The sequence below is a fragment of the Bacillus sp. LK2 genome (assembly GCF_001043575.1).
Lineage (GTDB): Bacteria > Bacillota > Bacilli > Bacillales > Bacillaceae_G > Bacillus_A > Bacillus_A paramycoides.
Map to the genome: position 1 here is coordinate 15171 of NZ_LDUK01000051.1, position 13945 is coordinate 29115.

A 13945-nucleotide genomic window follows, 5' to 3' on the forward strand; every position below is an offset into this window, starting at 1 on the left:
AAATGAAATGCATCAAATATAAGTAGCAAAAGAGGACTAGGAAATGGAATAGTCCTCTTTTTTATTTCATTTTATAGAGTAAAGGGGGGATTCCGTAATGGCACATGTCAGTACGGAGGATGCGATGAAAGCAAGAAATATTGACTTAATTTCATATCTAGAAGCAAAGGGAGAAACGTTTAAGAAAGAAGGAAACTATTATCGTCATATGGAACATGACAGTCTTCTTATTAAAGGAAATCAATACGCCTGGAATAGTCGTGGCGAAAAGGGCTACGGAGCAATTAGCTTTGCGATGATGTACTATGAAATGACATTTCCACAAGCCGTATTAGACATCAATAAAGGGGATTACAAAGAGTTTGATCGCTCAAAAGCCGAAGAAGAGCGCAAAAAAGAACAGCAGCCCTTCATCTATCCCAAACACTTAGAAGTAAATAAGCAAACAGAGATTAAAGAATATCTAATTGATGAACGGAAAATAGATCCTCGCTTGGTGAACTGGTTGATTAAAAAGAATCTCATCGCCCAGGATAAGAAAAATAATGTCGTTTTCAAATGGAGAGAAGAAGGGGGCAAAGGGCAAGTAATTGGAATGAACCGTCAAGGTACTGTCAAAATGGAGAATAAAAGAGGCAGTTTTAAGCAAATTGTCCCGAATTATGAAAAAATCCATGCAGGATTTACGGTTGATGTAGGTAAGCCGAATAAGATTTATTTCTATGAAGATCCAATCGACATGTTATCCCATTGGAGTATCAAGCAAAATAAAATAAAAAACGCTCGCCTGGTCTCTATGCATGGATTGAAGTCAAAAACGGTGATTCAATCTTTAATGGATGCGAAAAAAGAAGGGCACGATATTAAAGAGGTCATTATGGCAGTTGATAATGATAAGGCTGGGAAAGACTTCATTCAGACGATGAAATGCTTTGTAGATCTAAAAGAGGATATTCCAACGCATGAAAAAGATTGGAACGATGTCCGAAAGAAACAAGTGAGTGAGCAACAGCCAAAAGAAACAGCTCAACCAAAGAAAATGAAACCAATTAAAGAGGTGGAGAGAAGTGTCTAATCTACCAACAATGCCAAATATACTACAGATTTTGATTTGTGGTTTCATCTTTTATGTTCTTTTTCATATTTGTAAGTTTATGTACCGGAAGATCCAGGAGCGTAGAATGCTGAAGCGAATGGCGAGATCTGGTATTCGCTATATAGACAAAATGGATGGACGTCAATTCGAAGTGTATCTGAAGGCTCTCTTTCGAGAACTTGGGTACTCACCGATGGTTACAAAGCAGTCAAATGATTTCGGTGCAGATCTTGTATTAAAGGGGAAAAATCGTATTGTAATCCAAGCCAAACGATACGGGATGAAAAATAGAGTCGGTATTAGTGCCGTGCAAGAGATATATGCAGCACAAGCGTATTACAAAGCACATGAGGGCTGGGTTGTAACGAACAGTGTGTATACAAGGCAAGCGAAAGAATTAGCAGAGGCATGCCATGTAAAACTAATAGATCGTGTAGAACTTCAGAAATTGATTAATAAAATTAATCCTGAATATTCGGCTGAAGATGTGTATCAAGGGGTGACACCGGCAGAACGGAAATGTCCAGCATGTAAGAATCATTTAGTCGTTCGAAATTCAAATAAAACAGGAAATAAGTTTTTTGGCTGTTCTCAATATCCTACATGTACACATACAGAACCAATTAATACATGAGCTGTGATGAAAATCCAGCTCTTTTTCATTTATTTGAAGAATGCACTAAAAAATTGAGGTTAAATTAAAAAACGGCTCTTCAGATTTGTTTATTTTGGATTTTAAGGGAGTAGCTAATATGATAAGTCTTATTTGTTATAAAAGCCTATGTAAAGGTAAATAAGAGCTTTAGATACGTTTTTAGCGTTTTTCAGGAAAAATAAAAAGGGTAGTCATTATTTACGACTTAACCCTTTCTCTACGAGCTGACGAATTGCTTCATTTCGATTCTTTAGCTTATTTTCATGCCAATAATTTTCTATTTGTTCCACTTGTTCTTTTGTAAATGTAACTAAAATTTGAGTGTTCTTTTCTTTATTAACAGCCATTCTAAAACCTCCTCTATAAAAGTATTATAAGTTATATAACTTGTATTGACAACCCAGAAAGTGAGTAATATAATAGTTATATAGGTTATATAACTATTTTGAGAGGGGAAAAGAGAATGGAGAGAAATATCAATAATATGATGAGGGATCTTCAATTTCTTATGAAACATGGTCGAGTGGATATGGATCTAACAGATTTTAGGTATGTAGAAATGCTGTGTGGTGCAGTAGAAGCAATTGGTAAAAAGTATGCCTTTTATGTAAAGGAAGATGATGCGGCTACAGTTGTTTTAAAATTAGTGTAATTTAACAGAAATGAGGTGCGGTATTTGAAAGGCTTAATTATAAAATCACCTTACATAGAAAAAATCCTACAAGGTAAAAAGTCATGGGAGATTAGGGGATCAAATACCAAAATAAGAGGGGAAATCGCACTTATTAGAAGTGGTAGTGGTATGGTATTAGGAACCGTTGAACTAGTGGAAAGTAGAAAGTTGACACTTCAAGAATATCAAACAAATGAGGAATACCACTGTGTTTCGAGAGGAGATTGTTTTAATCCTCGATACAAAAATATATATGCTTGGATTCTTAGAAATCCTGTTACATTTTCATCACCAAGACCATACAAACATCCGCAAGGGGCTGTCATTTGGGTAAATTTATAAGACAAAAGGGGGATATAGAATGAAAATTGGGGTATCGGAATGGAAAGTATTAAAAAAAGAAACAAAGTTAAAGTTATTACGTTATGCGATGCTGGAAAGCAAGTATAAGTATGCAAAATAAAAGCTCTTCATTTGCAAAAGCAAACAAAGAGCAAAGTCATGAGTGATCGTCTAGGAAAGAAATTGGCAGATTTCTTTCCTTTATATTTTAACATATAAAAAGTTGTAGAGAAAAGGGGCATGTAGAATGAGGGAAGGTCGTATTTCCTTTCAGCAAAGGTTTAAAGAATTTCTTGTTATGATCGTCAGTTTTTGGTTCATTATTTTTCTCATGTATGGCGAAAGCCTGTTACAATAGAATGGAGTCGAAAGTCTAAATACCCTTAGGTAGCTCTCATAGGTGTAAGATCTATGGGGGCATTTTTAAATAAGGGAAGAATAAAATTTCACGTACCGTAATGTTTAATAAAAAACAAAAAACATATTCAATAGTCTACATTTAATTTTTATGCCTAATTAATCCGCTTAATGGATTCGGTCTCGTCTGTTTTGGATACTAAGTGGAGATATTATTTTTATTTCGGATAGATTACTTGCGAAATATGTACCTAGAGCCGTATTTAAATTTAAATGTGATACGATAGTTGTATATATACATTTAAATGGTAAAAGGGGATGAGTGTTGATGAAAAACCATATAAAAGTAAATGGAAAACTCCTTCAGACAAATAAAAAGTGGTCACATCTCCGGCAAAAACAAAAAGATCATATTTCTAATTGGTTACGTAGGGAATACATACAGTTTATAAAAACGCATCATCGAAAACCTAAAAAATACGAGCATGATGAGATTCTTCATGAAGTGATGAATCAAATACAGGAACGTGAAATTTGGATTCCGTATGGTGAAGTGAAAAAATACTATGTAAGCAAAATAGGAAAATGGTTTAGAAAAATAGAAGGTGAATGGGAAATACAAATAAACAACAATGAGCCGCAGCAAGTATTAAAAGAAAATTAGATACAAATAGGGGGTGTATTTCATGTATAACTTACAAGAAGATATGTATGAACAATTGAAAGAGAAAAAAGGGGAAGTTACTGTATTTTTAAAGAATGGCGTTCCAGTACGTGGGCAGATCCTTGCAACGGATAAATTTACAGTTCTTATGATGGTTCATGGTAAGCAACAATTAGTCTACAAACAAGCGATTTTCACAATTCTTAATTAATTCTTTTTCCTTTTTTCGAGGGAAGAGGAAAAAACACAAAAAAATAGAAGATTGAGATCAATCTTCTTTAAAAAAAGGAACAGATGACAGATTAAAGATTACTACTCCAACTCTTAATCAATTATAAATAAGCGTATAGAAATATTTAATTCGTTCTGAATTTTCTCAATATCGTTGTCCTATTTTTAAATTATAATATAAGTAATTCTTTTTATTATTATATATTTGTTCTTTCCTGTTGCAGAATCCTTATTATAAGGGTTCTCTTTTTTGTATTACAGATTAACAAATAAAAAAAGATAAGATCGGAGAGTATGATCTTATCTTTTTCACAAGGAGAAAAAAGGCAAAAACTATCTTGTTATTTATGATATTCTATTTTATGTTGTTTTTCTATATAGAACCTATATTTAGCAATAATATCTATATTGAGAAATTTATTGCCAAATGAGGTCAGTGTAGTAATAAAACAAGGAAGGCAATAAGGCTTAATTGCATTATCAAAAATGATGGTTTTTGATAATTATAAAATGAACAAAATTTAATCCTTATAAATCGCTTAACTACGTTATCAAAACTATTATCAAAATCAAATTAACTTTAACAACCCTTTATGATAAAATTATCGTATAAAGGTTAGGTGATTTCATGCATTCATACATTTATGGCTATGCAAGGGTAAGTACCCAACAACAAGATTTGGTTCGTCAACTAGACATGCTTCAAAATTATAACTGTACTGAAATTTTAACTGAAAAAATAACAGGTACGAAAAGTGATCGTCCAGAGCTTACTCGATTAAAAGATAAAATTAGACCAGGTGATACATTAGTTGTTGAAAGCTTTTCTAGATTAGGAAGAAGTACCAAAGATTTAATTGAACTTGTTGATTTTTTTGAGAATAAGGGAGTTAAGCTAATTAGTATTAAAGAACAGTTTGATACGAATACACCCCAAGGAAAATTGATGTTAACAGTATTTCAAGCATTCAGCCAGTTTGAAAGAGACTTGATTGCTCAACGTACTCTAGAGGGGCTTGAAAGTGCAAGAGCAAGGGGAAGAGTAGGTGGACGCCCTCGTGTTAAGGATAGTTTCCTTCAGAGAGCATTGAAGTTATATGATTCTAAAGAATATAGCATCCAAGAAATTGTCAACATGACAGGTATTAGTCAAGCTACACTCTACCGATATATACGAAAAAATAAGCAAACCGAAAAAGGCGAGCAAACTAAAGAACAAACAGCCACTATTCGTATGTTGTTACGTGTAGAAAATAATAATAAATTTGTACGAGGAAAGGGGAAAGTTCGAAAGAATATCGAATCCTTTCTCATATCACAATACAATATGGAACAACATTCGGGAGAGTACAAATTCTTTGTTCCTTACACCACAATTCCAGATTTAGAAAAAAAGGTAGATAACATAATTCGTGAAATTGATTTTGAAGCTGATTTACAAAACTGTTTTACGGAGTTAGATGTGTACTGTGATGAATTAGAGCTACAATGGTAAAAGTAGCATTTGCTTATATAAAGAATTACATTATAAAATAATAAGAAGAAAAGAAAGACAGGGAGAGGAAACCCATGTCCACAAAATTAGTAAATTTACGAATTGATTTTGCTTTTAAACAGTTATTCGGAACGAAGGGAAACGAAGAAATTTTAACTGGATTTCTAAACGCTATCCTAGAAGAATCTTTAGATGCACCTATTGCATCTCTACAACTCGAAGATCCACATCTTCATAAATCTTATGAGGATGATAAGTTATCCATATTAGACTTATTAGCAACATTAGACAACGGAACGCAAGTGAATATAGAGATACAACTTCGCAATACACATGATATGGTGAAGCGATCTTTATATTACTGGAGTAAACTCTATACATCCCAAATGCAAGAGGGGATGCCCTATCGTTCACTTCGGAAAACAATTACCATTAACTTATTAGATTTTATATTATTCTCCCAGGATGATTCATTTCATACCATAGGACAATTATGGAATAGTAAAAAACAGCAGATACTAAGTGATGATATTGAAATCCATTTTGTTGAAATTCCAAAATTGGTCAAACAATGGCATGAAGAAAAAGTAAATCCATGGGAAAATGTATTTGTTCGCTGGATGTTATTGCTACCAGCACATGAAGATGAACATTTAACTCAAACATTGGAGGAGATTGCGATGAATCAAGATCCAATTTTACAAAAGGCAATGAATAAGTGGGAAAATATGAGCCATGACTCTTCTTTTAGAACAGCTTATGAAGCTCGTGAAAAGTTACTTCTGGATGAACAAGCCAAGTTGGCACACGCTCGTGAAGAAGGAAAAATCCAATTAATCCGTGGTATGCATAAGAATGGTATGCCATTAGAAGATATTGCAAAATTCACAGGTCTTACTACGGAAGAAATACGAAAATTATTATTATAATTACATGGCATTACAAAAGCTTTGCGGAAAATCTCGCAAAGCTTTTTATATATAATCATCTTGTTTGATATCCTTGTGAAATTTACGATACAGTCCACGTTTCTTTAGTTCTTTTCCTAACATGGTTGAATCGCAACCTAACTGTAATGATATCTTCCAGTAGCTTAATCTTTGTTCTCTGCGTAGAACCACAGCTTGCTCATATAAATTATCCCATCTCTTCCGAGCATTTTCTTTTATTTGTTCTCTACTAAACCCTTGCCATAAGCCACGTTTTTTCATTTTCTTAATTAAAATAGTTCCATTCGCTTAAAACATTCTGTAGATGAAGCGAAACCTCAATTGGAGGAACTTGTACAAGTAACAAGAAAAAACGCTCCAATCATTGCGAAAGATTTACAAGCATTGGATGCCAAAGTCCCAGGATTCTTCACAGATTTCAATATGGGAATAGATCTTGCAAATACATTTATGGACTCCGCTAATAGAATAGCAAGTCATAAGATTGATATACCTGCTGCGGCTAGAAATATTGGTAATATTGAATTAGGTAATGCGTTCCGTGAACTTGGAGTTACACCAGGAAAATTGGAAGAGGTTGAACAAGCTAATCAAGATACGACTAAATTCATGAATGCCACATTGGATGCTTGGCCAATTATTAATGTGCCAAGCATCCAATTGGTACAAGGGCATGAAATGGGTGAAACAGAAAAATACAAACCATCTGATTACGCGATTGGTGTCGTATCTGTATTATCTGGTGGAACCGTAAAAACAGTAAAAACTATCGGTAAGGTAGTTGGGACCGTCGAAGACATTGAAAAGAAAGCAAAAAATCTTGAGAAAGCTGCAAAAACAACCAACTTTACAAAATATCCTACAGGTTTTGATGAGGTTGCTAAGTATGTCAAAGAATACAAAAAGTTACCAGATAATTATATTACGAAGAAACAGGCCAAAGCATTGGGATGGGAGCGTAAAGAAGGTAATCTACATGAGGTAGCCCCTGGAAAAAGTATGGGTGGTGATATTTATCGAAATGATGATGGAGTATTACCGAGTAAAGCAGGTAGGACCTGGTATGAAGCAGATATCAATTACATATCAGGATATCGGGGTGGTGATAGAATTCTTTACTCTAACGATGGATTAGTATATAAAACTTCGGATCATTACAAAACATTCACTGAAATAAAATAAGGAGTGGTACATGTATGAAAATAGTAAAATTAGATGGACGGATGTTTACAAATCAAAAAGTATTCCATGAAATATTAAAAGAAAGGTTAGATTTCCCTGATTTTTATGGGGAAAATGCTAGTGCATTGTGGGATTGTTTAACGGGATTTATAGGTCCTGTAAAAATTGAATGGGAATTCTTTGAAGATAGTAAAAAAAACTTGGATACATATGCAGATTTAATGTTAAATATATTCCAAGATGCACAAAAAGAAATGCCAGGTGAGTTTTTCATTGTTGTAAAATAATAAAAAAAACCTTAGGTAAACATAAAACCGTAGAAATAATTAATTTTTACGGTTTTTATTGTATTTATTTGAATATTTTTACAGAGTGCCCCTTCATACCCAGAATCGTTTCCGTATCCCATATACTGATGGCATTAATAATAATATTTAATGCACTGGCCCTTTGGAGCTGATCTTGCAGCGCACGTTCACGTAGCTCTTCACGCTCACCCAAAAAATAGATTTTTGTTTTGTTAGGTTGATAGTGATGGATTTGTCCACCCTATTGTTCTACATAGCAGCGACTTATGAGTCGAAAAATTAAAATAGATGTATATAATAATATGAAAAATTGCATATATAAATACTTTGAATCTCTTTTAGATACTCATTATAATTCATTTAGTATAAAGCTTTGTACGTAATTATTTCGATATTTAATAGGAAACCGTTTAAAAATGAAAAAGTAGAGGGAAAGTTAATGAAAATTTTAAAAGGAATGCTCGTATCTACAATAGCAATTACCGCTTTTACAGGACTAGGAAAGACTTCTCATATAGTGAGTGCTGATTCAAACAATTCAGTAGTACAGCAAAAAGCAGCTAATGTAGAAAAACAAGAAGAAAAGCAAATCATTGTAAAGTTTAAAAATAAGATCAATTTACCGTATGAGGATGGGATAGAAAAACGAATAAAACAGGAGAAAAATGATATAGTACTAGAAAAGTTTTTTTCTGAATTCCCAGATTTAACATTAACACGCTTATTTACATCTGTAAGTCCTGACGAAATTCAAAGTCTAAATAAAAGCGCTAAAACCGATAATAATACCTCATCTTCTAACTTATTAAATTATTATGTAATTCAAGTTTCAAAACATGTACAAGCAGAAGTATTAGTAGAAAAGTTAAAACAATCATCTTTGATAGAGGATGTATACATAAAAGAACCGGAAAATATAACACCACCGGAAGTACAGATGCCAAATTTATTTCTTAATCCCTATGATGACCCTAGATTTGAAAACCAAGGATACCTAAAAGAAGCACCATATGGTATTAATGCGCCTTACGCTTGGGGGATCAAGGGAGGCGACGGAAAAGGTATAACATTTGCAGATATGGAGTATGGCTGGCTATTAAATCATGAAGATCTAGAAAAGCAAAATATCGAACTTATATCCGGTAGAAATACAGATGCTCACGTTGGACACGGGACATCGGTTTTAGGGATTGTTTCTGCGGAAGATAATCAAATCGGCAATATTGGCATTGCACCAAAAGCTACAGTAAAAGTAGTATCTCAAATTAGAGATGACGGCAGTAATAACAAAGCGGATGCCATATTAAGTGCTGTAAATCACCTAAATGCCGGTGATGTTTTATTGTTAGAAGCACAATCATCTTATGAAGGATATCGTGATAAATATTTACCGGTCGAAGTGCAACCAGATGTATTTGATGCGATTCGCACTGGAACGGATAAAGGAATCGTAATCATCGAGGCTGGAGCAAATGGTTGGAATGACTTAGATGAATTTAAAAATAAAGATGGAAAAAAAGTCTTAAATCGTAATAGCAAAGATTTTAAAGATTCTGGTGCAATCATGGTCGGAGCTGCTTTATCAACTGTTCCTCACGGACGTTCATGGTTTTCAAATTATGGCAGTCGAATTGATGTATATGGATGGGGTCAAAATGTAGATACAACTTCTGCAGATCCAAATAACAGTGCAAAAAATCTATATACGTCTAGCTTTAATGGTACATCGAGCGCTTCACCAATTATTGCTGGTGCAGCCGTTTCCATACAAAGCATTGCGAAGGAGCATTTGGGTCACCACTATAAACCAAGTGAGTTAAGGGACATCTTAAGTAACCCAAACACAGGAACACAATCTGGGGAACCATCTTACGATAGAATTGGTGTTTTACCAGATTTAAAAGCTATATTGTTAAAATTAGGATTTCAATCAAATGGAGAAGATTCAGCCTCAAAAAATCCGCGAGAACAAGAGCCAAATAACCAACATATACAGGCAAATCCGTTAAATTTCAATACGACTATTGAAGGGAATCTTAACGACAATGATAACGTAGATATCTATACTTTTACGGTTAATTCACCACAAAATATAAATATTTCCGTAGTAAATGAAAAACAGATTGGAATGACATGGACGCTTTATCATGAATCAGATTTAGAAAATATGGTAGCATATGGACAAAATAAGTCTAATGTCATTACAGGAGAATATAATGCGAAACCAGGGAAATATTATTTGCATGTCTACAAATATGAAAATAAAAATGGGTCGTATCTATTAAATGTAAAATAGATTTTATGCATATGCATACATGAAACAAAAGGAATTTCCCAAATGAACGGCACCCCAATTGTTAGACGTAATTAATAATTGGGGTGCCGTTTTTTATGACCAAATATCTATCTCCCTTTTTCACTGCAAATATTACATCATTTTCGGAGATTGATTTGATAAATCATCATGAAAATAAGTTTACGGAACTAATTTTTACAGGTTTTCTTTAAAGTTTGTAGTCCTACAATTTCATAAATTAAAGTTTCACCCTGAAAATCTATAATTTTTAATGAATGGCCCGAAAAAGAAAGAATCGTTGCCGTGGGCCTTATATAGAAATTACACATTAAACGTGAATTTGAACAGAATGGACATTTGGATTAAAGGATATCTATATAAATAGGTAGAATCTAGTTATTTGGTTCACATTTTAATCCAAGGGGTACAAATTCGATGCGACGTGAAAAGGATTTGTTGAAACAATGGAAGGCGGATTTGCAAGCTATTCAAGAGGAGAAAAGGCTGAAGAAGAAGGCTAAGAAAAAGAGCAAGAAATATAGTGTTCCTGGTAATACAGCTGATTTCATGAATCGCAAGAATACTTATCGTAAAGAGAATGGGGTATGGAAGCAAAGAAATAAATAATGTAAGGATAAATGAATTTGATTAAGTTTATAGCAATTATTGTAGGCGCTGCCGTGATCTGGGTGGCGTCTTGTTTTATTTTGCGAAGGAAGTGACGGGATGTTTTGGTTGGGATGCCTCAATGGGTATTTAGTAGGTACGCTTATTAGGCCTCACCATACATGCCCATCAACTTAAGGACAGAAACTCCACAGTTTTCCATTGATTGAAATGAAAAAACTTTTAAACAATATAATTCTCTTAAAAATAAGCATACGAAATAAACCCTAACGGGTTTCATTTTTTTACTTATGCAGATTTCTTTTGCTTTCTACATCCACTATATTCATAGATAACACCCATGATATCAAAGACAGTCTTCTTCTCATATCGATGAGATTTTAGCCCGTTTTTCTGTAGAAGGTGGAACAAGCGGATCAGAAGCCTTGTTATCTCTTCGGTGCCTTTCTGTACAGCTTGATAGAGGAGAAATAGATGATCTTGGATCATCCCAATCGCTTTATATTCACTTAATTCTTTTTGCTTTTTTTGTAACAAAAGTTGGCGCATTTTAAACATCGTAGAAGAACATAAAAAAATAGCTATGAGTTTTCCGTATAATTGGCACTCTAATCTTTCTCGTTTTACATTGCAACAATGATCTATGTCGAACAATGATTTCCACGTTTTAAAAACAATTTCTATCTGCCAACGCAATGTATATAATTCATGTACCTGTTCCATCGGAACCCATTCCCAAGGTGCATTTGTTACATATACATTTAATCCTGCTACTATTTTACTTCTCTCGGAGTATGTTCTATTTTGGGATTTTTCTTTTTCAGCAATTTTCTTTTGGCGCTTTTGTAATTGTTCTTCTGTTAATCGATGGAAAATGATACGTGAAAATAGTTGCTGTTTATCACCAACATAAGCTTGCTGATATTCTATCGTTTCTCCATGTTTGAGTTGCTTCAAAATCTGTATGACATTTATTTGTATGTATTCCGATTGTTTTTTTATTGAACCATTTTTAAAGTATTCTGGACTTGGATTTTTTACATATACGTTCGTATTTAGCTTTAACCGAGAAATATAATAGGTACCACGTTGATCCATTTGATCTAAATCCTCTAATGAAAAATAGCCTAAATCACGAATACATAAATCACCTGGCCGTAAGGTATCTAAGCATTCTGTACCGAATGTTTTATCATTATTTTTTCCAGGACCCACTTGAAAGTTAAGAAATTGCCTACTATGTAAATCATATTCTAATTGAATTTTGATACCGGCTGTTTGAGCACAACCTCCCGAACCTGGATATATATGTTCTAAAGTATTTGGTACTTGAAATACGGTAGCATCCATGATGCGAATGCGCTCAAAATAGGCAAAAAGTTGGTTAGAGATTTGTGTTTGTTCACAGATTTTTTGCTGTAACAATAAAGAAAAGATATGTTTTAAAAATAACACCGCTTTTGCGTTAAAACGCTTATTTAGGCCCTCGGGGCTAAATAGAGTACCAGTGGCTGCATGAAGTCTACTACATAATCGGACTAAGGGATCGCTTGCCACTCGTTGACTAATCCAAATACAAATCGTAGCTAAATCTGATCCAGAAAACTTACGTTTTCGTTTTATAAATTCGATGTCTCTTGCCAGTTCTTCTAAAAATGCAGGTGTGATGTATCGTTGCAATTCTTCTGCAAATGGTTGTAATTCATCTTGAATCGAGAGATTCATAAAAAACGTCATCCTTTCTTATCTAGCTTGTTAAGAAAGAATAACGTTTTTTGTACTTGGGGGTATGAAAATTCTTAAGTTGATGGGCATGGGGTCACTATATCATTCCGGGAAAATTGTACGCTCAGAACTTCAAAACCTTATCGTGACAGCATTTTGTAAGATACATACATGTTCAGAAAGATAAACATCAGAGGTTAATTGAACATTGAATTGTTTACACGCTTTATAAACATGATTATAACAAGAAAACGTTGATATTATTGAGTTTTATCCTATGTTCATAAACATAAGGAATGTACTAAGAAAGAATATGCAATATTGCATATTATATTATTTTATCGGGATGATATGTTATTTTTTTGAATGGAATATATAAATGGAGGAAATGTTATGAACAAGAAATCAAGGTTTACCCAAATGATGCTCGGTATTAGTACAATGGCCTTATCATTTGGAAGTATTCAAACACAAGTATCAGCGGATGAAAAAACACCTTATAATGTGTTACAAGTGAAACCAACTGGGATAGGAACTTCAAAAGATGAACTTGCACATTCTACAAAAGCAGACGAAACATTGTCTTATGAAGAACGTTTAAAAGTGAACGATTTTTCACAACGTCCGACTCCGGCCGTAAAGCGAGCAACGGCAAAACAATTACAGCAAAAGTATTCTGTAACAGAGCTGAATAGAATGAGTGATGACGAATTAATTGACACATTGGCAAATGTTAGTTGGGATCAAATCGCAGACTTATCTCAATTTAATCAAGAAACAAAAGCGTTTTATCAAAATAAAGAGCGAATACAGGTTCTTATTGATGAATTAGGTCGTCGCGGAAGTACATTTACAAAAGATGATACAAAAGGAATTGAGACGTTTGTTGAAGTATTATATTGCGGTTTTTATTTAGGCTTTAATAATAAAGAAATAAACTATTTAAATGAGCGAAGCTTTCATGATAAATGTTTACCGGCATTAAAAGAAATTGCAAAAAATCCAAATTTCAAACTTGGCACAAATAAACAGGATAAAGTGGTATCTTCATACGGTAAATTAATTAGTAACGCTTCTTGTGATGCTGAAACAGTTCAGTATGCAGCGAATATAGTAAAGCAATATAACGATAATATTTCTACATATATAAGTGATAAAAATAAAGGAGACGCCTTGTATAATCTCATACAGGCGATTGATAACGATATACAATCTTACGGTAAAAAAGCGGATGAAACAATATGGTATGGGAAAATTGATGGTTTCATAAATGAAGTCAGTCGAATGGCGCTTCTGAATCAAGTGACAACAGAAAATAGTTGGTTAATTAATAATGGTGTGTAT

14 protein-coding genes and 1 pseudogene are annotated in these 13945 nt (G+C 33.6%); 13 read left to right on the top strand and 2 right to left on the bottom strand.

The window, feature by feature from the left end; translation table 11 throughout:
* The first annotated feature begins 97 nt into the window (after positions 1–97).
* A complete protein-coding gene (locus VK90_RS24025; RefSeq protein ID WP_048375762.1) occupies positions 98–1075 on the top strand; it encodes a DUF3991 and TOPRIM domain-containing protein in 978 nt (325 codons plus the stop codon).
* Complete coding sequence (locus VK90_RS24030; RefSeq protein WP_048375763.1) at positions 1068–1730, top strand: restriction endonuclease; 663 nt, start codon at positions 1068–1070, stop codon at positions 1728–1730. The genes VK90_RS24025 and VK90_RS24030 overlap by 8 nt, the downstream gene beginning before the upstream one ends.
* A gap of 215 nt (positions 1731–1945) precedes the next feature.
* On the opposite strand, the gene VK90_RS30370 is transcribed toward VK90_RS24030, so the two are convergent.
* Positions 1946–2098, bottom strand: coding sequence for a ribbon-helix-helix domain-containing protein (locus VK90_RS30370; RefSeq protein ID WP_016128420.1), 153 nt, complete (start codon positions 2096–2098; stop codon positions 1946–1948).
* A gap of 116 nt (positions 2099–2214) precedes the next feature.
* Between VK90_RS30370 and VK90_RS24035 the strand changes: the two genes are divergently transcribed.
* From VK90_RS24035 to VK90_RS24085, 10 genes and pseudogenes are all read left to right on the top strand, one after another.
* On the top strand, positions 2215–2403 hold the full coding sequence (locus tag VK90_RS24035) for a hypothetical protein (RefSeq protein ID WP_048375765.1): 189 nt from the start codon (positions 2215–2217) through the stop codon (positions 2401–2403).
* 15 nt (positions 2404–2418) lie between these two features.
* Positions 2419–2766 carry an ASCH domain-containing protein gene (locus VK90_RS24040; RefSeq protein WP_231595943.1) on the top strand — a complete coding sequence of 116 codons (348 nt, stop codon included), beginning with the start codon at positions 2419–2421 and terminating at the stop codon, positions 2764–2766.
* Between the two features lie 685 nt (positions 2767–3451).
* Complete coding sequence (locus tag VK90_RS24045) at positions 3452–3787, top strand: hypothetical protein (protein WP_048375769.1); 336 nt, start codon at positions 3452–3454, stop codon at positions 3785–3787.
* Positions 3788–3809: 22 nt separating this feature from the next.
* Positions 3810–3998, top strand: coding sequence for an RNA chaperone Hfq (gene hfq, locus VK90_RS24050; protein WP_048375771.1), 189 nt, complete (start codon positions 3810–3812; stop codon positions 3996–3998).
* A gap of 648 nt (positions 3999–4646) precedes the next feature.
* The gene (locus VK90_RS29280) at positions 4647–5513 is read left to right on the top strand and encodes a recombinase family protein (RefSeq protein WP_082148043.1); all 867 of its coding nucleotides are present in this window, start codon (positions 4647–4649) and stop codon (positions 5511–5513) included.
* 74 nt (positions 5514–5587) lie between these two features.
* The gene (locus VK90_RS24060) at positions 5588–6442 is read left to right on the top strand and encodes an Rpn family recombination-promoting nuclease/putative transposase (protein WP_048375773.1); all 855 of its coding nucleotides are present in this window, start codon (positions 5588–5590) and stop codon (positions 6440–6442) included.
* 294 nt (positions 6443–6736) lie between these two features.
* Positions 6737–7645, top strand: a pseudogene (locus VK90_RS30865) (ribonuclease domain-containing protein); the annotation flags it as partial.
* Between the two features lie 14 nt (positions 7646–7659).
* Entirely contained in the window at positions 7660–7932 is a 273-nt protein-coding gene (locus VK90_RS24075; RefSeq protein WP_048375775.1) for a barstar family protein, read from the top strand.
* A gap of 460 nt (positions 7933–8392) precedes the next feature.
* Entirely contained in the window at positions 8393–10249 is a 1857-nt protein-coding gene (locus VK90_RS24080) for a S8 family peptidase (RefSeq protein ID WP_048375779.1), read from the top strand.
* A 435-nt stretch (positions 10250–10684) separates the two neighbouring features.
* The gene (locus VK90_RS24085) at positions 10685–10876 is read left to right on the top strand and encodes a hypothetical protein (RefSeq protein ID WP_048375781.1); all 192 of its coding nucleotides are present in this window, start codon (positions 10685–10687) and stop codon (positions 10874–10876) included.
* 288 nt (positions 10877–11164) lie between these two features.
* On the opposite strand, the gene VK90_RS24090 is transcribed toward VK90_RS24085, so the two are convergent.
* Complete coding sequence (locus VK90_RS24090; RefSeq protein ID WP_048375783.1) at positions 11165–12601, bottom strand: IS4 family transposase; 1437 nt, start codon at positions 12599–12601, stop codon at positions 11165–11167.
* A 393-nt stretch (positions 12602–12994) separates the two neighbouring features.
* Here VK90_RS24090 and VK90_RS24095 point away from each other — a divergent pair.
* Positions 12995–13945: M9 family metallopeptidase N-terminal domain-containing protein (locus VK90_RS24095; protein WP_048375785.1), on the top strand; the 951-nt coding region annotated here is incomplete at its 3' end.